General features: G+C 60.7%; 19 protein-coding genes. 7 read left to right on the top strand and 12 right to left on the bottom strand.

The window, feature by feature from the left end:
- Nucleotides 1-16 precede the first annotated feature (16 nt).
- The 4 genes from ACT3UQ_RS03005 (at nt 17) to ACT3UQ_RS02990 (ending at nt 3,990) form a co-directional block, all read left to right on the top strand.
- Entirely contained in the window at nt 17-1,489 is a 1,473-nt protein-coding gene (locus ACT3UQ_RS03005; protein ID WP_444636465.1) for a glycoside hydrolase family 32 protein, read from the top strand.
- Entirely contained in the window at nt 1,486-2,391 is a 906-nt protein-coding gene (locus ACT3UQ_RS03000; RefSeq protein WP_105568763.1) for a carbohydrate kinase family protein, read from the top strand. The genes ACT3UQ_RS03005 and ACT3UQ_RS03000 overlap by 4 nt, the downstream gene beginning before the upstream one ends.
- 36 nt (nt 2,392-2,427) lie before the next feature.
- Nucleotides 2,428-3,723, top strand: a complete 1,296-nt coding sequence (locus ACT3UQ_RS02995; RefSeq protein ID WP_444636464.1) for an MFS transporter — start codon at nt 2,428-2,430, stop codon at nt 3,721-3,723.
- Between the two features lie 93 nt (nt 3,724-3,816).
- Nucleotides 3,817-3,990: a fumarylacetoacetate hydrolase family protein gene (locus ACT3UQ_RS02990; RefSeq protein WP_444636463.1), complete on the top strand. Its 174-nt coding sequence runs from the start codon at nt 3,817-3,819 to the stop codon at nt 3,988-3,990.
- Nucleotides 3,991-4,053: 63 nt separating this feature from the next.
- On the opposite strand, the gene tsaD is transcribed toward ACT3UQ_RS02990, so the two are convergent.
- The 7 genes from tsaD to coaA form a co-directional block, all read right to left on the bottom strand.
- On the bottom strand, nt 4,054-5,136 hold the full coding sequence (gene tsaD, locus ACT3UQ_RS02985; RefSeq protein ID WP_105650441.1) for a tRNA (adenosine(37)-N6)-threonylcarbamoyltransferase complex transferase subunit TsaD: 1,083 nt from the start codon (nt 5,134-5,136) through the stop codon (nt 4,054-4,056).
- Nucleotides 5,133-5,606 (bottom strand): ribosomal protein S18-alanine N-acetyltransferase, encoded by a 474-nt coding sequence (gene rimI / locus ACT3UQ_RS02980; RefSeq protein ID WP_105650440.1) that lies wholly within the window; start codon nt 5,604-5,606, stop codon nt 5,133-5,135. The genes tsaD and rimI overlap by 4 nt, the downstream gene beginning before the upstream one ends.
- On the bottom strand, nt 5,603-6,280 hold the full coding sequence (gene tsaB, locus ACT3UQ_RS02975; RefSeq protein ID WP_444636462.1) for a tRNA (adenosine(37)-N6)-threonylcarbamoyltransferase complex dimerization subunit type 1 TsaB: 678 nt from the start codon (nt 6,278-6,280) through the stop codon (nt 5,603-5,605). The genes rimI and tsaB overlap by 4 nt, the downstream gene beginning before the upstream one ends.
- On the bottom strand, nt 6,273-6,851 hold the full coding sequence (tsaE, locus tag ACT3UQ_RS02970; RefSeq protein WP_105650438.1) for a tRNA (adenosine(37)-N6)-threonylcarbamoyltransferase complex ATPase subunit type 1 TsaE: 579 nt from the start codon (nt 6,849-6,851) through the stop codon (nt 6,273-6,275). The genes tsaB and tsaE overlap by 8 nt, the downstream gene beginning before the upstream one ends.
- The gene (alr, locus tag ACT3UQ_RS02965; RefSeq protein WP_444636461.1) at nt 6,844-8,043 is read right to left on the bottom strand and encodes an alanine racemase; all 1,200 of its coding nucleotides are present in this window, start codon (nt 8,041-8,043) and stop codon (nt 6,844-6,846) included. The genes tsaE and alr overlap by 8 nt, the downstream gene beginning before the upstream one ends.
- 146 nt (nt 8,044-8,189) lie before the next feature.
- Nucleotides 8,190-8,582, bottom strand: coding sequence for a large conductance mechanosensitive channel protein MscL (gene mscL, locus ACT3UQ_RS02960; protein ID WP_105553122.1), 393 nt, complete (start codon nt 8,580-8,582; stop codon nt 8,190-8,192).
- A 95-nt stretch (nt 8,583-8,677) separates the two neighbouring features.
- On the bottom strand, nt 8,678-9,637 hold the full coding sequence (coaA, locus tag ACT3UQ_RS02955; protein WP_105650463.1) for a type I pantothenate kinase: 960 nt from the start codon (nt 9,635-9,637) through the stop codon (nt 8,678-8,680).
- A gap of 167 nt (nt 9,638-9,804) precedes the next feature.
- Between coaA and glmS the strand changes: the two genes are divergently transcribed.
- The 3 genes from glmS (at nt 9,805) to ACT3UQ_RS02940 (ending at nt 13,701) form a co-directional block, all read left to right on the top strand.
- Complete coding sequence (gene glmS, locus ACT3UQ_RS02950; protein ID WP_096283615.1) at nt 9,805-11,676, top strand: glutamine--fructose-6-phosphate transaminase (isomerizing); 1,872 nt, start codon at nt 9,805-9,807, stop codon at nt 11,674-11,676.
- 88 nt (nt 11,677-11,764) lie between these two features.
- Nucleotides 11,765-12,115 carry a holo-ACP synthase gene (locus ACT3UQ_RS02945; RefSeq protein ID WP_096283617.1) on the top strand — a complete coding sequence of 117 codons (351 nt, stop codon included), beginning with the start codon at nt 11,765-11,767 and terminating at the stop codon, nt 12,113-12,115.
- Nucleotides 12,116-12,174: 59 nt separating this feature from the next.
- Nucleotides 12,175-13,701 (top strand): NAD(P)H-hydrate dehydratase, encoded by a 1,527-nt coding sequence (locus ACT3UQ_RS02940; protein ID WP_105650436.1) that lies wholly within the window; start codon nt 12,175-12,177, stop codon nt 13,699-13,701.
- Between the two features lie 77 nt (nt 13,702-13,778).
- Here the strand turns inward: ACT3UQ_RS02940 and ACT3UQ_RS02935 are convergent, their stop codons facing one another.
- The 5 genes from ACT3UQ_RS02935 to truA all read right to left on the bottom strand — a co-directional run bounded on the left by ACT3UQ_RS02935 (nt 13,779) and on the right by truA (nt 18,973).
- Entirely contained in the window at nt 13,779-15,110 is a 1,332-nt protein-coding gene (locus ACT3UQ_RS02935; RefSeq protein ID WP_444636460.1) for a UDP-glucose dehydrogenase family protein, read from the bottom strand.
- Nucleotides 15,111-15,236: 126 nt separating this feature from the next.
- The gene (gene glmM / locus ACT3UQ_RS02930) at nt 15,237-16,583 is read right to left on the bottom strand and encodes a phosphoglucosamine mutase (RefSeq protein ID WP_096283776.1); all 1,347 of its coding nucleotides are present in this window, start codon (nt 16,581-16,583) and stop codon (nt 15,237-15,239) included.
- A 162-nt stretch (nt 16,584-16,745) separates the two neighbouring features.
- Nucleotides 16,746-17,246 carry a 30S ribosomal protein S9 gene (gene rpsI, locus ACT3UQ_RS02925; protein ID WP_096283623.1) on the bottom strand — a complete coding sequence of 167 codons (501 nt, stop codon included), beginning with the start codon at nt 17,244-17,246 and terminating at the stop codon, nt 16,746-16,748.
- Between the two features lie 38 nt (nt 17,247-17,284).
- On the bottom strand, nt 17,285-17,728 hold the full coding sequence (gene rplM / locus ACT3UQ_RS02920) for a 50S ribosomal protein L13 (protein ID WP_096283625.1): 444 nt from the start codon (nt 17,726-17,728) through the stop codon (nt 17,285-17,287).
- Nucleotides 17,729-18,037: 309 nt separating this feature from the next.
- Nucleotides 18,038-18,973 carry a tRNA pseudouridine(38-40) synthase TruA gene (truA, locus tag ACT3UQ_RS02915; protein ID WP_105650434.1) on the bottom strand — a complete coding sequence of 312 codons (936 nt, stop codon included), beginning with the start codon at nt 18,971-18,973 and terminating at the stop codon, nt 18,038-18,040.
- Nucleotides 18,974-18,986: the final 13 nt, after the last annotated feature.

Genomic DNA, 18,986 nt, shown 5'->3' with positions numbered 1-18,986 from the left:
ATTAAGGATGACGACGTTGCCCGAACTACAACAACTCGCGGTCATGCGACCAGAGCTTCACTTCTCCCCCAAGAAAAACTGGATCAATGATCCCAACGGTTTGTTCTTTGACGGCGAGCAATACCACCTGTACTTCCAGCACAACCCCAACGGAGTTGGCCACGGCTACATGTCCTGGGGACACGCGGTCAGCACCGATCTGGTGAACTGGACCGAACTTCCCATCGCCATCCTGCACGGGGATGTCGCAGACATCTTCTCCGGCTCCATCGTTGTGGACCGGGAGAACACCAGCGGCCTCGGAGACGGAAGCACCGCGCCGATCATCGCGGTGTACACCGCGGCAGCCAAGGACGAAAGCAACCAGTCCCAAGCGCTGGCCTACTCGCTGGACGGTGGCGCAACCTTCACCAAGTACGCACAGAACCCGGTACTGGACCGTGGTTCCAAGAACTTCCGTGATCCCAAGGTCTTCCGCTACGAATCCGCGCAGGGCTCGTGCTGGGTCATGGTGGCAGTAGAAGCCATCGAACGCCGCGTGCTGATCTACCGTTCGGAAAACCTCATCGACTGGACCGAGGCATCTAGCTTCGGCCCGCAAGCAGCCATCGCCGGCATCTGGGAATGCCCGGACCTCATCCAGCTGCCGGTCACCGGCAACGATCAGCTCAAGTGGGTCCTGCTCGTTTCGCTGAATCCCGGCGGCGTGGCAGGTGGCTCCGGAACCCAATACTTCGTGGGAGAATTTGACGGTTTCACATTCACCCCCGACAAGCAGCAGGAAGCCCATGATTCCCTGGCCTTCGAGCAGCTAAGCCAGGGCAGCTGGCTGGACTGGGGCCGCGACTTCTACGCGGGCGTCAGTTTCCACGGCCTGCCTGTGGACCAGCAAACCATCATCGCTTGGATGAGCAACTGGGACTACGCCCGCGATCTGCCCCACGACGGCTGGCGCGGTTCCATGAGCGCAGCTCGCACCCTGGACTTGGTGCAGCTTGGCGACGGCGGTTTTGAAATTCGTCAACGCCTTAGCGGCCTGCCCGAGTCCCCTGTACGAACCAGCGCGGTGCTTACCGGCGATACGCGCATTGAGCTCAATACCCCGGCACTTTTGGAACTGAGCCTCCCCGCTGACTTCACCGGACAGGCACGATTGCTCCTGCACCGCGCAGATCACAGCGTGATCAGCGAAGTGACCGTTGAACCAACTTTGATTCAGCACCACCGCGGCGCAGGCAAGGTTGAGCATGAGCTCTACGCTTCCAGCCAACGCATGCCTTTACCGGAGGATTCCACCGAGCTAGTCGTCCAGGTTCTTCTGGATCATGGTTCCATTGAAATTCTGGGTGCGGATGGCCGGCGTTCGCTGACCGATCAGCTCACCGGCGAAGCTGCGCCAGCCTTTGGGGTGCTCCATTACTCCGGCAGCACGCGCGCAGCTGCGGGTGTCCTGCCATTGAGTGAAACGAGCTTGGAGCGCAGCGCATGAGCAGTATTACCGTCATGGGAGAATCGTTAGTAGACGTAGTCTCGGGTTTGGCCCACCCCGGTGGTTCACCACTGAACGTTGCCGTCGGACTCGCTCGCCTAGGACATGTTGTGCAATTCCATACCGAATTTGGCCAAGATGCCCATGGGCAACAAATTGCCGAGCATCTGAAGCAAGCAGGTGTGAAGGTAGCTTCCGGCTCGGTCACCGAGCGGGCCACCTCGGTGGCTCAGGTTCACGTTGACGAGCAACTAAACGCCCATTACACCTTTGATATCCACCAGCAGATTCCACCGGTGGCAGCAGACGCCGTCACCGAACTCTTGCATACTGGCTCCATTGCCGCGTGGATTGAACCTTCGGGGCAGAGCATCGTTGATGCCTTCTCTCATGTCGCAACTGGTTCACTGCGTAGTTACGACCCAAATCTTCGTCCAGATCTGGTGGAAGACCGCGAAGCAGCAATCGAACGAATCGAATTGCTGATGAGACTGAGTCATATCGTTAAGCTCAGCGATGTAGACGCTCAGTGGCTTTATCCTGATCTGGATCTGTGGGACGTATTGGCGCATGTTTCCAGCCTCGGGCCAGCTTTCGCGGTGATGACTCAAGGTGGTGACGGCTGCCTAGCTGTTGCCCACGGAAATCGATATGACATCTCGGCCTTGCCGACAGACCTGAAAGACACCATAGGTGCCGGTGACGCGTTCATGTCCGGACTTCTTTACGGTGTGCTCTCGCTACCTGAGCTAGCCCACGCGCTCCGCACCGGAACCGCCTCCGAACCAGCTGATATCAGGCAAGCGCTGCACCACGCGTTAACTTCGGCAGCATTAACCGTGGCACAGGCCGGTGCGAATCCACCGTGGGTCAATGATTTCTCCCGCGCATTAGCTCACTAAGAACTTTCCAACGATTACAAAGAAACCAGGGCAAAGATGACTGGACTAAGCACAACTCTTAGAAACCCTACGTACCTTCACAGTTCCTTCTCGATGCTACTGTTCTTCGCATCATGGGGAATTTGGTGGTCATTCTTCCAAATTTGGCTCACCAGCGAATCCAACGGTTTGGGACTCAGCGGCGCACAGGTCGGTACCGTCTATTCGGTGAACTCGCTCGTGACGCTGTTCTTGATGTTCGGCTATGGTGCACTGCAAGACCGTCTGGGTCTGAGAAAGCATCTTGCGGTAGTAATTGCCGCGGTGACCGCGCTTACCGGACCGTTCTGCATGTGGGTCTACCAGCCGCTGCTGCAGTCCCATTTCATGATGGGTGTTATTGCCGGCGCAGTCGTATTCTCCGTTGGATTCCTTGCAGGCGTAGGCCTCTTTGAAGCGCTTACCGAACGCTACAGCCGCCGCTTTAACTTCGAATACGGACAAGCGCGCATGTGGGGATCATTCGGTTACGCCGTCGTGGCACTGGCTGCAGGCTTCCTGTTTACTATCAACCCAATGCTGAATTTTTGGATCGGCTCGGTACTCGGACTGGTCCACCTGCTGATGTTGTTGCTTTGGCGCTTCGAAGCCAAACCAGTAGCTCCTCTCCCAACCAGCGGAAAACTGTCTCCAGCATCTACTCCGGGCTTTCGTGAAATGCTGGGCCTTTTCCGTTTACCAAGCCTGTGGCTCATCATCGTATTCGTGATGCTGTCCTGGACGTTCTACACGGTTTTTGATCAGCAAATGTTCCCCGACTTCTACACGGGACTCTTTGAAGACCAGGAAACCGGTCAGCAAGTGTATGGCATCCTCAACTCGGTGCAGGTCTTCGTTGAAGCCGCCATGCTGGGACTCGTACCTCTGCTAATGCGCCGCGTGGGCGTTCGTTCAGCACTGCTCTTGGGTGTCGCCATCATGTTCGTTCGTATCTTGGGCTGCGCGCTCGTTGATGATCCCCTGCTCGTCTCCGCAATTAAGATGCTGCACGCCATCGAAACGCCGTTGTTCATTCTTCCGGTGTTCCGTTACTTCACCCTGCACTTCAACCCGGCGTTGTCTGCAACCTTGTACATGGTTGGGTTCCAGGTATCTTCGCAAATTGGAAACGTCTTGCTCTCCACACCGTTGGGCATGCTCCACGATCAAGTGGGCTACCGCCAGACCTTCATCACCATCTCGTTGGTAGTGCTGCTTGCTGGAGTCTACGGATTCTTTGCGCTGAAAAAGGACGATCAGCAAGTCATGGGCGACCCATTCATTCGTCACTCAAAAACTGCTGTTGACGCCTAACTGAGCATTCGTTCAAGCGGAGCGGGTTGCCATTGAGACTCACAGCATCCCGCTCCGTTAACGCGTTTTCAACCGTTCGCCAGAATCTAGCTCATGTTGATGCACCATCATCATTCGTTCATGACCCTGCGCCCGGGTACTGTCGTTTTGACCGGACTGCCTGCTAGATGTCACCAGAACACCCCGGGCGATGAGGTCTTCTGCCGTGTTGAGGGAATTGGCGAACTCCGCAACCGGGTTATTGCAGGCTCCTACTCATCTACATGATCAACGCAGTAAGCGTCCGCACCCCGAAGGGTACGGACGCTTACTGCATCTCTAGCCAGATACTTAGCCGCGTGGCTCCAGCACAATATTAGTGACCGGTTGCGACGAATCTGTAGCAAAATCCAGGCCCGAAGGCTCGGCGCCAGCGGCCACTAACTGAGCTCCAAGCGCGGCAACCATGCCCCCGTTATCCGTGCACAGCGAGAACGGCGGAACCACTAACGTGATGCCAGCCGAAGCACAACGTGCCGCAAGCAGTTCCCGAAGACGAGTATTGGCTGCGACTCCCCCACCAAGCAGTAAGGTCTTTAGCCCATTCTCCTGCATAGCGCGAACAGCCTTGGAGGTAATCACGTCCACCACAGCTTCTTGGAAAGATGCGGCAATATCTGCCACGGGGACTACTTCCCCGTTGGCTTCGAAGTGCTCCACGCAGCGAGCCACCGCGGTCTTCAGCCCAGAGAAGGAGAAGTTGTTCCGGTGCTTGCCCGGTTTTTCGGCGGAGCCCACGAACTTCGGCAGCGACAGCCCTCTCGGGAAACGGAACGCCTTTTTGTCTCCGTCTTTGGCGGCCTTGTCGATGGCCGGTCCACCCGGATAGCCCAGGCCCAGCAAGCGGGCGGTCTTGTCATAGGCTTCGCCCGCCGCGTCATCGATGGTCGCACCGAGCAGCTGCACATCGTTGGTCAACGAGGTGACCTTCAGGATCTCCGTATGCCCGCCGGAGACCAGCAGCGCTCCGAAGGTCGGTGGAAGGACCGTGCCTTCCAGCACGCCGACGCCCACATGCGCCACTAGGTGGTTGATTCCGTACAGCGGCTTTCCGGTAGCCAGCGCCAGCGCCTTTGCCGCAGCCACACCCACCATCAGCGCACCAGCTAGCCCGGGACCGCTGGTCACTGCGATCGCGTCGATTTCTTCCAGAGTTACGTCTGCTTCGGCGAGCGCCTGCTCCAAGGTGGGCACAAACGCTTCGAGGTGCGCGCGTGCGGCGATCTCCGGGATGACTCCCCCAAAGCGCACGTGTTCATCCATGGAGCTGGATACGGTGTTGGCCAGCAATTGGGTGCCGCGCACGATCCCGATTCCTGTTTCATCACAAGAGGATTCGATGCCCAGTACTAGGGGGTGCTGTGGGGTGCTCATTCGGTGGCCTCCGGAGTATCTAGCGCGTGCAGTGGAAGGCGCATGATCAGCGCATCGATGCCACCCTTGTAGTAGCGCGGGCGGCGATGGATGGTCTCAAATCCCATGGACTCATAGAGTCCAATGGCTGAGGGGTTGTCAAAGCGCACCTCGAGCATCAGATCCAAGGCACGATTGGCCCGTGCGGTGTTGATCAGTTCCGTCAGCAGTGCCCGGCCTAGTCCTTGGCCTTGGTACTCGGGAATGATCGCGATGGTTTGCACGTCGGCGATTGGCAGCACGGTGCATAAGCCGGCGTAGCCGATGATCTTACCGGCGTCCTCATAGACCCAGTATTTTCGAGTCTCCAGCTGGGCCAGCTCGGCTTCGAATCCGGCCAGTGGCCAAGCGTCCTCGGGGAACAGCTGGGTTTCCAGCGTGTGGACTGCGGGAATGTCTTCGGATGTCATCTCGCGAAGGGTAATGCTCATGCCTTGGCCTTCTTCATGAACGCCGGTACCTGGGCATCGGATTCACGCAGGTATTGCGGAGCGGTATCCGACAGATCGAGTCCAGATGCCAGGTCATCCATGCCACGATGGGCCAGATGCCGTGCATCGATTACCCAGTCAAAGGAACGTTCCCGTGGCTGGCTACCAACGGATTCCAGCTGTTCCTTATACAAGCCAGCGCCCACGCCATAAACCGGTAGCACAGGCAGCTCAGTAGCAGCGGATACATGCGGACCGTCCAGCAGTTTACCCTCTGCGTCATAGCGCGCCCAGTACAGTTCCTTACGACGGGCATCCGAGGCCACCACGAATTCTTTCGGGTTCTCACCGGAACGAAGCACACGTTCGGCGAGCGCATGCAGCGACATGACTCCATGGACCGGAACGTTCCAGACAAAGCCGAACGTGCGTGCAGCCACCAGGCCGACGCGCAGTCCGGTAAAGGGGCCAGGGCCCACACCAACGAAGATGCCAGCCAAGTTCTTGCCCTCTTCATTGTTCCCCTCCAGCAGGTCCCGGACGTAGCTGGCCAGAGTTTCGGTCTGGTCGTTGCCTTTCGGCGAGGTTCTCTGAGCGATTACTGAACCAGTGGTGTAATCGACCAGCGCCACCGAGGCATGCGCCGAGGTGTCTATGGACAGATAGTTAGGCATGTGTTTCTCCCGAGTGTTGCAGCCCGATGGCCTGCAGCAAAGCGTTTTTCAGTTCGGTGAAATTCTCGTCGGCCCAGCGCGGGCCTATGGCCTTGAGCGTGAATAGGCGAGGCTCGTCGAGCTCTTCGTCTGATTCTTCCCACGGGTTGCTCGCCGGAACGGCCCAGACCTCACGGTCCAGCTGGATTTCCAGCCGCGAATCGCTCAAGTGCTCAACCTTGCCAAGGCCCCACTCCACCACGGTGACCGAATCGGTCAGGGTGGATTCCAGATCCAGGGTGTCCACGTCGCTATCCCCGTTGAGCCGGTAGGCGTCCACATGGATCAGCCCCGGCCCATTCCCCAATGACGGGTGCTGGCGGGCGAGCACGAAGGTGGGCGAGATGATTCCCTCGCGGACGTTCAGTCCCAGCCCGAGCGATTGCGTCAAGGTGGTCTTGCCTGCTCCAAGAGATCCGGTGAGGATCACCAAGTCCCCTGCGGACAGCTGACCGCCCAGGGCTTCACCGAGTGCTTCGGTAGCGGTCAGGTCTTCTAATTGGCAGCTGAATTCCAGAACTTCTTTAGTCACCGGCTTGGCCCCAGGTTCCCTCAACGTAGTAGCGCGGTACGCGCGGCGAGATGCGGGTGACCATCTCGTAGTTGATGGTGTTGGCCGCGTGCGCCCAGGTGGTCGCGGACTCTCCCCCTTCGCCGAAGATGATCGCTTCGGCACCGAGGAATTCGGCCGGATCAATATCCAGCCCCAGATCAATAACGCACTGGTCCATGGCGATCGTGCCACGCACCGGATAGGTCTTGCCGTGGATGGTGACCGGAGCACCGGTAGCCACGCGTGGAAGTCCATCGGCGTATCCCATCGGGATCAGCGCCAGATAGGTTTCTTTTGCGGTGAGGTAGCGCAGCCCGTAGGAGACGCCCTGCCCGGTGTTGACCTTTTTCACGTTGGCGACCTTGGTGACCAGCTTCATTGCCGGACGCAATCCATAGGTGGCCGGTGTTTCACCTTCGAACGGGCTCAACCCGTAGAGGCCAAGACCTAAGCGCACCATTTCGTGGTGCGAGTCCGGGCGGGAGAGAATCGCCGGGGTATTGGCGACGTGGCGCATTTCGAGATTGAAGCCGGCCGCCTCCACCATTTCGATGGCCTGGTCGAAGACCTCGAGCTGCAGATCCGTTTCGGGGCGCTCTGGTTCATCGGCGACCGCAAGGTGGGAGAACACTCCTACGACGCGCAGCAGGCCTTCGGATTGGAACTTCGCGGCGCGTTCCAGCAAGGAGGGAAGGTCGGCCATGGTGGATCCGTTGCGTCCAAGCCCGGTATCAACCTTCAGGTGGATGCGGGCCGGGGTCTGTACCGCCTGCGCGGCGGCCGCGATCAGCTCCAGATCCCAGCCGGAGACTCCGAGGTCGATTCCCTCGGAGATGGCCTTTTCGAATGGCGTGTCATTGGTGTGCAGCCAGGCGAGCATGGGCGCCTCGATGCCCGCCTCGCGCAGGGCGAGGGCCTCGGCCACATGGGCGCAGCCAATCCAGCGCGCACCGGCCTCCAGTGCCGCGGTGGCAACCGGCAAAGCTCCGTGCCCGTATCCGTCGGCCTTGACCACGGCCATGACTTTAGCCGGGGCCACCAGGTCGGCGACTTGCTTGACGTTGCTGCGGATCGCGGACAGGTCGATTACTGCACGGCGTTCCCAACCAATGTAAGGAGCGGTGTCGCCTGCTTCCGGCGCGTTGATTTCCTCAAGAGATTCAGAGTTCACCAAACTATCTTCCCACTTTTCCGCAACCGATGCCGCGCTGGTACCCGTCGCCGCCGGACCACCGCCCGTTGGCAGGTTAAAGGTAAAGGGCCACTACGCTCAAAACATGTTTGAGAGCAGCGGCCCTTGCGCGTTTGTGTGGGTTGTTAGCGGAGTGTTTTCAGTTCGTCGCGGATCTGCTCCAGCAAGGCCAGCTGTGGGTCGATAGGATCTTCTTCATCGACAATGCCGCGGCGGCGGGCCATTGCTTCGTTGGCCTTCGTCATTGGCAGCACCAGTGCGAAGTAGACAGCTGCTGCGATCAACAGGAAGTTGACCAGTGCGGTCAGGAAGACACCGAACTTGATGTCAACTCCGTTGATGGTCAGTAGCAGGAAGCCATCGAATGATGGCGAACCGACCAAAGCGGCGATCAATGGCATCAGCACATTGTCGACCAGGGCGGTAATTACGGCACCGAATGCGGCACCGATCACAACGGCAACCGCCAGATCGACGACGTTGCCCTTCATTATAAAATCGCGGAATCCCTTAAGCATGATTTGAGCATACACAGCAAAAACACAGCGAGAGCGGACATTTTGCGCGAAAACTTAAATTTTGTAAGAAATTCGGTTCCCGTTAGGAAGAATGTCTAGATTTTGCGAAGCAGCATCCGGTGCACCGAATGATCCGCGCTCTTGCGCAGCACCAACTGCGCACGGCCACGGGTAGGCAGCACATTTTCCTTCAAATTCGGTTCGTTGATGCGCTTCCAGATGCCGTGTGCCGTCTCGCGCGCCTCGTCGTCGGTCAGCTGCGCATAGCGGTGGAAGTAGCTCGCCGGGTCGGCGAAGGCGCCCGAGCGCAGGTTCATGAAACGGCGGATGTACCACTCTTCAATGTCCTTGGTCCGCGCATCGACATAGACGGAGAAGTCGAAGAAGTCGCTGAGCGCCAACCCCACGGTTCCATCCGAACGGGTCCGCGCCGGCTGCAAGACGTTGAGCCCCTCGACGATCAGCACCTGCGGCGAGCGAACCACATTGCGCTCCTCGGGAATGATGTCGTAGGTCAGATGCGAATACACCGGGGCACCGACTTCCGGAACGCCGGACTTCACCGCCGAGACAAAGCGCAGCAGCGCGCGGCGGTCATAGGACTCCGGGAATCCCTTGCGATCCATGATGCCGCGGCGTTCGAGCTCGGCGTTGGGGTAGAGGAACCCGTCGGTGGTAATCAGCTGCACGTCCGGGGTTTCCGGCCAGCGGCGCAGCATGTCGCGAAGCACGCGGGCGGTGGTGGACTTGCCTACCGCCACCGACCCGGCGACGCCGATGACAAAGGGCGTGCGGTTCGTTTGCTCGCCGAGGAATGTCGTTGTTGCCCGGTGCGTCGCCCCGGCGCCTTGGACATAGAGGTACAGCAAACGGCTCAATGGCAGGTATACGTCGCGAATCTCATCGAGGTCCAATGCGTCGCCTAAACCGCGCAGCCGTTCAATATCCTCTTCGTTGAGGGGTTGTTCCATCTTGTTAGAGAGACGGGCCCAGGTCTCGCGCTCTAGCTCGACGAAAGGGGTAATCGGTGTCTCTAACGTTCCTTGTGGTTCCACGGAGACAAATTCTGCCAAGGATTACCCCAACAACCCAAACTTTGCCATCGCTTTCTTTGCACATGACCCCTAAGTCGCGTTCTCCGGTGACCTATGACACGCGACTTTTTGAGTGATGCGCCACGATATCTCCCATCATTGGGGAATCAACCGGTACGCTTTTTCCTATGTGCGGAATTGTTGGATATGCGGGAGCGTCAAGCTCAGTCACCGATCACGGTGCACTTGACGTTCTAATTGAAGGTTTACGTCGGTTGGAGTACCGCGGTTATGACTCGGCCGGTGTTGCCGTGGTCGCCGATGGTGCCATTCACTCACGCAAGAAGGCTGGCAAACTTGTCAACCTGGAAAATGTTATCGCCGAGGAACCGTTGCCGGGGTCTCACACCGGTATCGGCCACACTCGGTGGGCCACCCACGGCGGGCCAAGCGACGGCAACGCCCACCCTCACCTGGCCGATGGCGGCAAGCTTGCAATGATCCACAACGGAATCATTGAGAACTTCGCGGGCATCAAGGCAAAGCTGGTAGCCGAAGGGGTCGAGCTCCTCTCGGACACCGATACCGAGGTTGCAGCCGCCCTGCTGGGCAAGCTCTACAGCACCGAAGCCAATGGGGATCTCACCCTGGCCATGCAGCTGGCCGTGAAGCACCTCGAAGGTGCCTTCACCCTGCTGGCAGTTCACCAAGACCACCCGGGCGTCGTCGTGGCAGCCCGCCGCAACTCCCCGCTCGTGCTGGGCCTGGGCGATGGCGAAAACTTCCTCGGTTCCGATGTCTCTGGCTTCATCGATTTCACCCGTCGTGCGGTGGAACTGGGCCAGGACCAGATCGTGACCATCACCCCGAATACCCACAGCATCACCGACTTCGACGGCAACCCTGCCGAAGGCAAGGAATTCCACGTTGACTGGGATGCGGCCAGCGCCGAAAAGGGCGGCTTCCCTTCCTTCATGGAGAAGGAAATCTTCGACCAGCCAGCCGCCGTGGCCGACACCCTGCTGGGCCGCTCGGACGCCGATGGCCGGCTGACCCTCGATGAGCTGCGCATCGATCCGGAAGAACTTTCCAAGATCTCCAAGATCGTTGTGCTCGCCTGCGGTACCAGCGCTTACGCCGGTTCCGTGGCCAAATACGCCATCGAATCCTGGTGCCGCATTCCGGTCGAGGTGGAGCTCTCCCACGAGTTCCGCTATCGCGAGCCGATCGTTGACGAAAAGACCCTGATTGTTTCGATCTCCCAGTCCGGGGAAACCATGGACACCTTGATGGCCGTGCGCTACGCCAAGGAGCAGGGCGCCAAGACCATGTCGATCTGCAACACCAACGGGTCGACCATCCCCCGCGAATCCGACGCGGTGCTCTACACCCACGCCGGCCCGGAGATCGCGGTGGCTTCCACCAAGGCCTTCCTGGCGCAGATCACCGCCACTTACCTGCTGGGCCTGTACCTGGCGCAGCTGCGCGGCAACCTCTTCCAGGGCCAGATCAAGGACATCTTGGCCGACCTGGGCAAGATCCCGGCGAAGATCCAGGACATCCTGGACCGCGCGGACGAGATCAAGGAACTCGCCCGCTCGATGGAAGACGCTTCCTCGGTGCTGTTCCTGGGCCGCCACGTCGGTTACCCGGTAGCTATGGAAGGCGCGCTGAAGCTCAAGGAGATCGCCTACATCCACGCCGAGGGCTTTGCCGCCGGCGAGCTGAAGCACGGTCCGATCGCCCTGATCGACGACGGCCAGCCGGTCTTCGTGGTGGTTCCTTCCCCGCGCGGCCGCGATTCGCTGCACTCGAAGGTTGTCTCGAACATCCAGGAGGTCCGCGCCCGTGGCGCCAAGACCCTGGTCATCGCCGAAGACGGAGATCACGATGTGAAGGACTACTCCGAGTGGGTCTTCTACGTCCCGGAGACTCCAACGCTGCTGATGCCGCTGCTGGCCACCGTGCCGCTGCAGCTCTTCGCTTGCGAACTTGCCTCGGCCAAGGGCTTCGATGTGGACCAGCCTCGAAACCTGGCCAAGTCGGTGACCGTGGAGTAATCCACTCTGCACCATAGAATCTTGCGGGCGTCCCTTCGGGGGTGCCCGCAATTTTTTGTCTTCAAGAGCTCTGGATAGACTGGAGATCATGATTGCAGGAATCGGTGTCGACATTGTCGACGTGCCACGCTTTGGCCGACAGCTCGAACGCACCCCACGCCTGCGTGAACGACTCTTCACCGCCGTGGAACGCGATTTGCCGCTTCGCTCCCTGGCCGTGCGATTCGCCGCCAAGGAGGCCATCGCCAAGGCTCTGGGCGCCCCGGTGGGGATGAATTGGCAGGATTGCACCATCGCCAAGGACGAGGCCGGAGATCCGCAGGTGCTCATTCGCGGGACCGTCGCCGCCGCCAGTGAACTGCGCGGCATTACTTCCTGGCATCTGACCATGTCGCATGACGGCGATATGGCCGTGGCCATGGTTGTCGCCGAGCGATAAAACGACACGTTAGCAGTTAAAACGGGCGTATCACCGCTTGGGTGAGTAAAGTTTGTCTTATGATCCCTGTCTACAGTGTTGCGCAAGTCCGTGCGGTCGAGGCCCAAGAGATCTCCACACGTGGAAGTGAAGCGCTGATGCGCGCCGCCGCCGGTGAACTCGCCGCCGCGGCCGAGAGCATGCTGTCCCAAGCGCCAACGGCCACCGACACCCTGGTGGTCGCTCTGATCGGCCCGGGCAACAACGGCGGTGATGGGCTCTATGCCTTGGCCGAACTGGCCCAGCGCGGCTACCAGACCCTCGCCCTGCAGTGCACCGACACCTGCCACACCGAAGCCTTGAAGGCCTATACCGCTGCTTCCGGCACCGTGAAGCCGGTGGCAGCAGGCCAGTCCGAACTGGCTGCGGCGGCCTTGGTCATCGATGCGATCTATGGAATTGGCTACCGCCCCGGAGCACAGCTGCCCCAGCTGCCCACCGGCGCGCGCGTCCTGGCCTGCGATGTTCCCTCGGGGCTGGACTGCGAAACCGGCGTTGCCGATGACCGGGTGCTGCTTGCCCAGCGCACCGTCACTTTCGGGGCGCTGAAAACCGGACTGATCTCCCGCGATGCTCCCTTGGTGACCGGTGAGATTCAGGTGGCCAGCCTGGACTTTGATTTTTCCGCGCTCAGCCCGGAAACCGATTTGGTCGATGAGCTCTCGGCCCGTGCGCTGCTGGACGAGCACCGCAGCTGGCGGGACGCCGGGCGCCACAAGTACGAACGTGGCGTCCTCGGCCTCATTGCCGGCTCCGCGCTCTACCCCGGTGCCGCGCTGCTGACCGCACGGGCCGCGGTGGCCTGCGGTGCAGGCCTGCTGCGTACCCATGTACCCGGAGAGGTGCAGCCACTGCTGTCCATCGCCGCACCGGAAACCGTTCCGCTGGATGACCAGCAGATCTCCGAGGCTTTGTCTTTGGCTCGGCGCCACCTCCACGGGCGCGGCGCGAAGATTTCGGCCTGGGCCATTGGCCCGGGAATCGACAGCCGCACTCCCCCCACCGGGGTTATCGCCAACGTATTCGACAGCCGCCAGCCGGCGGTCATCGACGCCAGCGGACTGGACGTGGTTCCCGCCGGACCCAGCGAGCAGCCACGTGTGCTGACCCCGCATGCCAAGGAGCTTCGCATGCTGCTGCGCCGCGCCGGGGTGAGCGTCACCACCGAGGAAGTCGCCCAGGACCCGATCCGCTGGACCCGTTGGGTGGCTCTTGCCTACAACGCGGTGGTGCTGCTGAAGGGGCCGACCAGCTATGTGGTCGCCCCGGACGGTGCCAACCTCGTGGTCTGCCATGCGGCGGCCCAGCTGGCGACCGCAGGCTCTGGAGACGTGCTCACGGGCATTCTCGGCTATCTTCTCTCCGACAGCTCGCTGACGGGCATCCAGGGCCTGGAAACCGTCAGCAATGGCCGCCTGATGGAGCTCACCGCCTGCGCGGCTGTCATCCATGGCCATCTGGGCCGGGTGAGCGCCGCAGAGGGTACTGTGAGCGCCTCGCGCTTGATCGACAACCTGCCGGCGGTCATGAAGGAATTCGGCTTCTAGGCAAAAACCTTTTAAATCAGAAAAATGTGGTCTCTGCGCGATACGCAGAGACCACATTTTCTTTTCAGGGATTACTGTTAGTCGAGCTCGAACTTCTCGCCGGGCCCGGTGATAACCCAGCCCTGCTCGCGCCACATCGGGCGGTCCAGCACATTGCGCCCATCGATCAGGGCCCGGGTGCCAACGACCTCGCCGAGCTCTTGGGGGTCCAGCGCCCGGAATTCCTTCCATTCGGTCAGCAGCAGCACCAGGTCCGCGGCCTTCGCCGCCTCGCGCCAGGAGTCCACGTAGTTCAGCCTTGGGAATCGTCCGGCCGCGTTCTTATTGCCCTCCGGGTCATAGACCGAAACTTCGGCCCCGGAGTTGTACAGCCGCACCGCGATATCCAGCGCCGGCGAGTCACGCACGTCGTCGCTGTCGGGCTTGAAGGTCACCCCGAGCACGCAGATCCGCTTGCCCGCCAGCTGCTCCCCCAGGATCGAGGAGGCCAGCGACACCACGCGGTCGCGGCGGCGCAGGTTGATCTGGTCCACCTCGGCGAGGAAGCCCATGGTCTGGCTCAGGCCCAGCTCGCTGACCCGGGCCTGGAGGGCGCGGATGTCCTTGGGCAGGCAGCCGCCGCCGAATCCGACGCCGGCGTTGAGGAATTTGCGTCCAATGCGCGCATCGTGGCCGATCGCGTCGGCCAGCGTCTTGATGTCCCCGCCGACGTTCTCGGTGACTTCGGCGAAGGCGTTGATGAAGGAGATCTTGGTGGCCAGGAACGCGTTGGCGGCTACCTTGACCAGCTCCGAGGTTTCCAGGTCGGTGACGACCTCGGGGGTGCCGGCGGCGAGGATCGGCGCGTAGACCTCGCGCAGCTTGCCCAGCGCGCTCTCATCCGCCAGGCCGTAGACCAGGCGGTCCGGTGTCAGTGTGTCTTTCACGGCGAAGCCCTCGCGCAGGAACTCCGGGTTCCAGGCCAGGGTGATGTGGCTTTCCGGGCTCGCGGTGGCTTCGATGCGTTCGGCCAGCCGGCGGGCTGTGCCCACGGGCACCGTGGATTTGCCCACGATCAGCGCCTCGCCGCTGATGTGCTCCACCAGGGAATCCACCGCCGCATCCACGTAGCTCATATCCGCAGATTGGGAGTCCGCGCGCTGCGGGGTGCCGACGGTGACAAAGTGGATGTCGGCCAGTTCGGCCACCTGCGCGTAGGAGTCGGTGAACCGCAGGCGCCCGCTGGAAACATGCTTGCGCAGCAGCTCGGGCAGGCCCGGCTCGTGGAAGGGTAGGATCCCGGCAGCCAGTGCCTGGAGCTTCTCCGGATTAACATCCAGGCCGATGACCTCATAGCCCAGTTCTGCCATGCACGCTGCATGGGTTGCACCAAGATAGCCGGTGCCGATGACGCTGATACGCAAAGTCACGAAGTACTACTCCCCAGATATCTAACCCAATAACTACTAGTTAGCATGCCACACCCCCGCACCATGATCCCTGCGGGAACGCGGTACGGGGGTGTGAGTTTTCTTGATGTTTACTGGGTGGTTGCCTTAAAGCGCCAGGTGGGTTGCCACGGCGCCGGCCAGCAGCTCCGCTTCGAGCTGGGCCTGGTCCTGGGTGGCGGCCTCGACCATCACGCGAACCACTGGCTCGGTGCCCGAGGGGCGCAAGAGCACCCGTCCGGTGGAACCCAGGCGGGCCTCGGTCCCGGCGATCTCATTGAGCAGCGGTTCGCACTCGGCAACCCCTGCCTTGTCCACGCCGCGCACATTGATCAGTACCTGCGGCAGGACGGTGAGCACGGAGGCAAGCTCCTTGAGGGTCTTGCCGGTGGCCTTCACGCGGGCTGCCAGCAGCAGGCCGGTCAGCACCCCGTCACCGGTGGTGGCGTACTTGCTGAAGATGACATGGCCGGACTGCTCGCCGCCCAGCGAGTAGTTGCCTTCGCGCATGCCTTCGAGCACGTAGCGGTCTCCGACGCCGGTCTGCTTGAGCGTGATGCCGGCTTCTTCCATGGCGATCTTCAAACCGAGATTGCTCATCACGGTAGCTACCAGAGTGTCATCAACCAGCTCGCCGCGGGCTTTGAGGTCGATGGCCATCACGGCCATGATCTGATCCCCGTCAACGACGGTGCCCTCGTGGTCCACCGCGAGGCAGCGGTCCGCGTCGCCGTCGTGGGCGATGCCCAGGTCCGCACCGTGCTCGAGCACGGCGGCCTGGAGCTTTTCCAGGTGGGTGGAGCCGTAGCCGTCATTGATGTTGATGCCATCTGGCTCGGCGCCGATGACAATGACCTCTGCGCCGGCGTTCTTGAATACCTCTGGCGAGCAGCCCGAAGCCGCGCCGTGGGCGCAGTCCAGAACCACCTTAACGCCTTCGAGGCGGTTTGGCATAGCCGCCAGCAGGTGCATGATGTAGCGGTCCTCGGCGTCGGAGAAACGCGAGATCCGTCCTACGGCGCCACCGGTGGGGCGCGGGTTCGGCATGTCCAGGCAGGCTTCGATCGCGTCTTCCAACGCGTCGTCCAGCTTCTTGCCTCCCCGGGCCAGGAACTTGATGCCGTTATCCGGCGCGGCATTATGCGAGGCGGAGATCATCACGCCGAAGTCGGCGTTGAGATCACCGACCAGGAATGCGGCGGCCGGAGTCGGCAGCGTGCCCGCATCCTTAACGTCAACACCGGAAGCGGCCAGACCAGCCTCGATCGCGGCGGAGAGGAAGTCGCCGCTGATACGCGGATCCTTCGCCACCACGGCAACCGGCTTGCGTCCGTCTTCCGACTGACTTAAACCAAGAACCACCGAAGCTGCTTGCGCTAGATCCAGCGCCAGCTCGGGGGTTAATAACTCGTTTGCTTTTCCTCGGACCCCATCGGTCCCAAATAACCTTGCCATCATCGTCAATCATAAGCCCTGCGCATCGATTTACCCGTGCGTATGTGAGCTTTGGAACGCTATGTGAGAAAACTTTAATGGCCAGGAGGTCACAAACGGCCGTTTAAAGGCCAAAGGCCCGCATCCGAAGATGCGGGCCTTTGGGAAACCTGTGGGTAAGGTTTAGCGCTTCGAGAACTGCGAAGCCTTGCGGGCCTTCTTGAGACCAGCCTTCTTGCGCTCGATGACGCGTGCGTCACGAGTCAAGTAGCCGGCCTTCTTCAGCGCCGCGCGGTTTGCATCGCGATCGATCTCGTTCAGCGAGCGGGCAATGCCAAGACGCAATGCGCCGGCCTGGCCGGAGATGCCGCCACCGTGGATACGGGCGATAACATCGTATGCGCCTTCTAGACCCAGAACCTTGAATGGCTCGTTAACATCCTGCTGGTGCAGCTTGTTAGGGAAGAAGTTTTCCAGGGTGCGGCCGTTGACGACCCAGTTGCCCGAGCCTGGGATCAGGCGAACGCGGGCAATAGCCTGCTTGCGGCGGCCTACTGCGCCACCTGGAACGGTTAGTGGAGCGCGCTCGGTGTCGGCTACGACGGTCGATGCAGCGGTCTCGGTGGTGTAAGTCGAAGGGGTTTCGCCTTCGAATTCGGTGGTCTCTTCAGCGTTCTCAGCCACGATAATCTCCTATTAAGTCTTTGTTCTCGGGGCCAGTACTACTGAGCGACCTGGCTGATTTCCAGTACCTTTGGAGCCTGAGCAGCGTGTGGGTGCTCGGCGTCGCGGTATACCTTCAGCTTGGACAGCTGAGCGTCGGAAAGCTTGTTCTTTGGAAGCATGCCCTTGATGGCCTTCTCGACGGCCAGAACTGGGTTCTTCTCGAGGAGCTCGGCGTAGTTAACGCTCTTCAGACCGCCCGGGAAGCCCGAGTGACGGTAGGCGCGCTTGTCCTTCAGCTTCTTACCGGTCAGGGCGACCTTCTCGGCGTTGATGATGATGACATGGTCGCCCATGTCCATGTGAGCTGCGAAGGTTGGCTTATGCTTGCCGCGCAGCAGGGTTGCGGCCTGGACGGCGAGACGGCCGAGTACTACGTCGGTGGCGTCAATGACAAACCACTGACGAGTCTGGTCAGCCGGCTTAGGGGTGTACGTACGCACAGTAATTGCCTTACGTTGATTCGTTTCTGGTCAAACAGTCGCAGGTGTCGAGGCGTGAGATCCTCCAGTGACGAGCACTGTCGTGTTGTTCTTGTGCTTAGACCAGTACGTCAGGTGAGGACTGATGATGACCGGCCGTCCATATATTGTTCGCACACCCAGCAGACCAGCGACTATGCAACTAAGCCGTCACGCTTGGGCGTGTAGTGTCGAACGTGGACATACACAACTCATAAAAGTTTAGCCGATTAACACTCAGACGACCAAAACAAAGGTGCCTCTTGGTGAGCAATGACACCCAAAGGGTCATTAATCGAGGTCTTTTAATGAATCCTTCTGCGAAACGTCGCGCCTTGCCCTGGTAAGTGCCGCTCGCTCGGCCAGCTCGTGGTCATCAGGATAGTAGACCTCTTCGAGCACCAACGCGTGCGGATGAGCCAGAATCGACTTCGAATCGCGCACCATCAGCGCCAGGCGTTCGGCCAGAAAACCGGGCTCTTCCCTGCCGCTAGCCACACGCAGCGCCGCCCCGATCAGCGAGCGCACCATATTGTGGCAAAACGCGTCGGCCTTCAAGCGCACCAGGATGTTGCCGTCCTCGGCACGGCTGAAGTGGAACTCCTGCAGCGTGCGGATAGTGGTCGCTCGCGGGCGCGGCTTGCAGTAGGAGAGGAAGTCGTGGCGTCCGAGGACCGACCGGGCCTCGGCGTTTAACAGGTCAATGTTTATGTCCTCGCGGTACCACATGGTCAGCTGCCGGCTCAGCGGATCCCAGCGGTGGATGCCGTCGGCGATCCGGTAGGAATAGCGACGAGCCAAGGCGGAGAAGCGTGCGTCGAAACCCTCGGCGGCCTTGGCCACTTCATGAACCCACACGGCCTTATCCTGGCGGCCCAAGAGGCCGTTGATGCGGCGCAGGAGCGCCGGGCCAGGCTCCAGATCCGAATTGCGCGGCAGAGCCAGATACTCCTCCTCGGTCAGATCGAAGTGGACTACCTGCCGGCGCGCGTGCACCCCGGCATCGGTGCGTCCGGCGACGACCACCCGGATCAGGCGGCGGATCAGGGTTTCCAACGCCTCTTCGACCAGCTGCTGCACCCCGACGACATTGGGCTGCCGCGCCCAGCCGTTGTAGGCGGCGCCGTCGTAGCCAAGCACCATGCGCATGCGGATCAGCGCCGGGGACGAACTAGTACCCAGAGCGGTGGTACCGAAGGGATCAATGACCTCTGACTGCGAATTCATGCTTTCAATTATC

This window comes from Glutamicibacter sp. AOP12-B1-11 (genome assembly GCF_052379245.1).
In the GTDB taxonomy this organism is placed as follows: domain Bacteria; phylum Actinomycetota; class Actinomycetes; order Actinomycetales; family Micrococcaceae; genus Glutamicibacter.
This window is presented reverse-complemented; position numbering and strand designations above follow the sequence as displayed.

What these genes read in the sequence shown, in the direction of transcription:
- ACT3UQ_RS03000 (WP_105568763.1), top strand. Translation starts at nt 1,486, where the DNA reads ATGAGCAGTATTACCGTCATGGGAGAATCGTTAGTAGACGTAGTCTCG.
- ACT3UQ_RS02995 (WP_444636464.1), top strand. Translation starts at nt 2,428, where the DNA reads ATGACTGGACTAAGCACAACTCTTAGAAACCCTACGTACCTTCACAGT.
- ACT3UQ_RS02990 (WP_444636463.1), top strand. Translation starts at nt 3,817, where the DNA reads ATGTTGATGCACCATCATCATTCGTTCATGACCCTGCGCCCGGGTACT.
- tsaD (WP_105650441.1), bottom strand. Translation starts at nt 5,136, where the DNA reads ATGAGCACCCCACAGCACCCCCTAGTACTGGGCATCGAATCCTCTTGT.
- rimI (WP_105650440.1), bottom strand. Translation starts at nt 5,606, where the DNA reads ATGAGCATTACCCTTCGCGAGATGACATCCGAAGACATTCCCGCAGTC.
- tsaB (WP_444636462.1), bottom strand. Translation starts at nt 6,280, where the DNA reads ATGCCTAACTATCTGTCCATAGACACCTCGGCGCATGCCTCGGTGGCG.
- mscL (WP_105553122.1), bottom strand. Translation starts at nt 8,582, where the DNA reads ATGCTTAAGGGATTCCGCGATTTTATAATGAAGGGCAACGTCGTCGAT.
- glmS (WP_096283615.1), top strand. Translation starts at nt 9,805, where the DNA reads ATGTGCGGAATTGTTGGATATGCGGGAGCGTCAAGCTCAGTCACCGAT.
- ACT3UQ_RS02945 (WP_096283617.1), top strand. Translation starts at nt 11,765, where the DNA reads ATGATTGCAGGAATCGGTGTCGACATTGTCGACGTGCCACGCTTTGGC.
- ACT3UQ_RS02940 (WP_105650436.1), top strand. Translation starts at nt 12,175, where the DNA reads ATGATCCCTGTCTACAGTGTTGCGCAAGTCCGTGCGGTCGAGGCCCAA.
- glmM (WP_096283776.1), bottom strand. Translation starts at nt 16,583, where the DNA reads ATGGCAAGGTTATTTGGGACCGATGGGGTCCGAGGAAAAGCAAACGAG.
- truA (WP_105650434.1), bottom strand. Translation starts at nt 18,973, where the DNA reads ATGAATTCGCAGTCAGAGGTCATTGATCCCTTCGGTACCACCGCTCTG.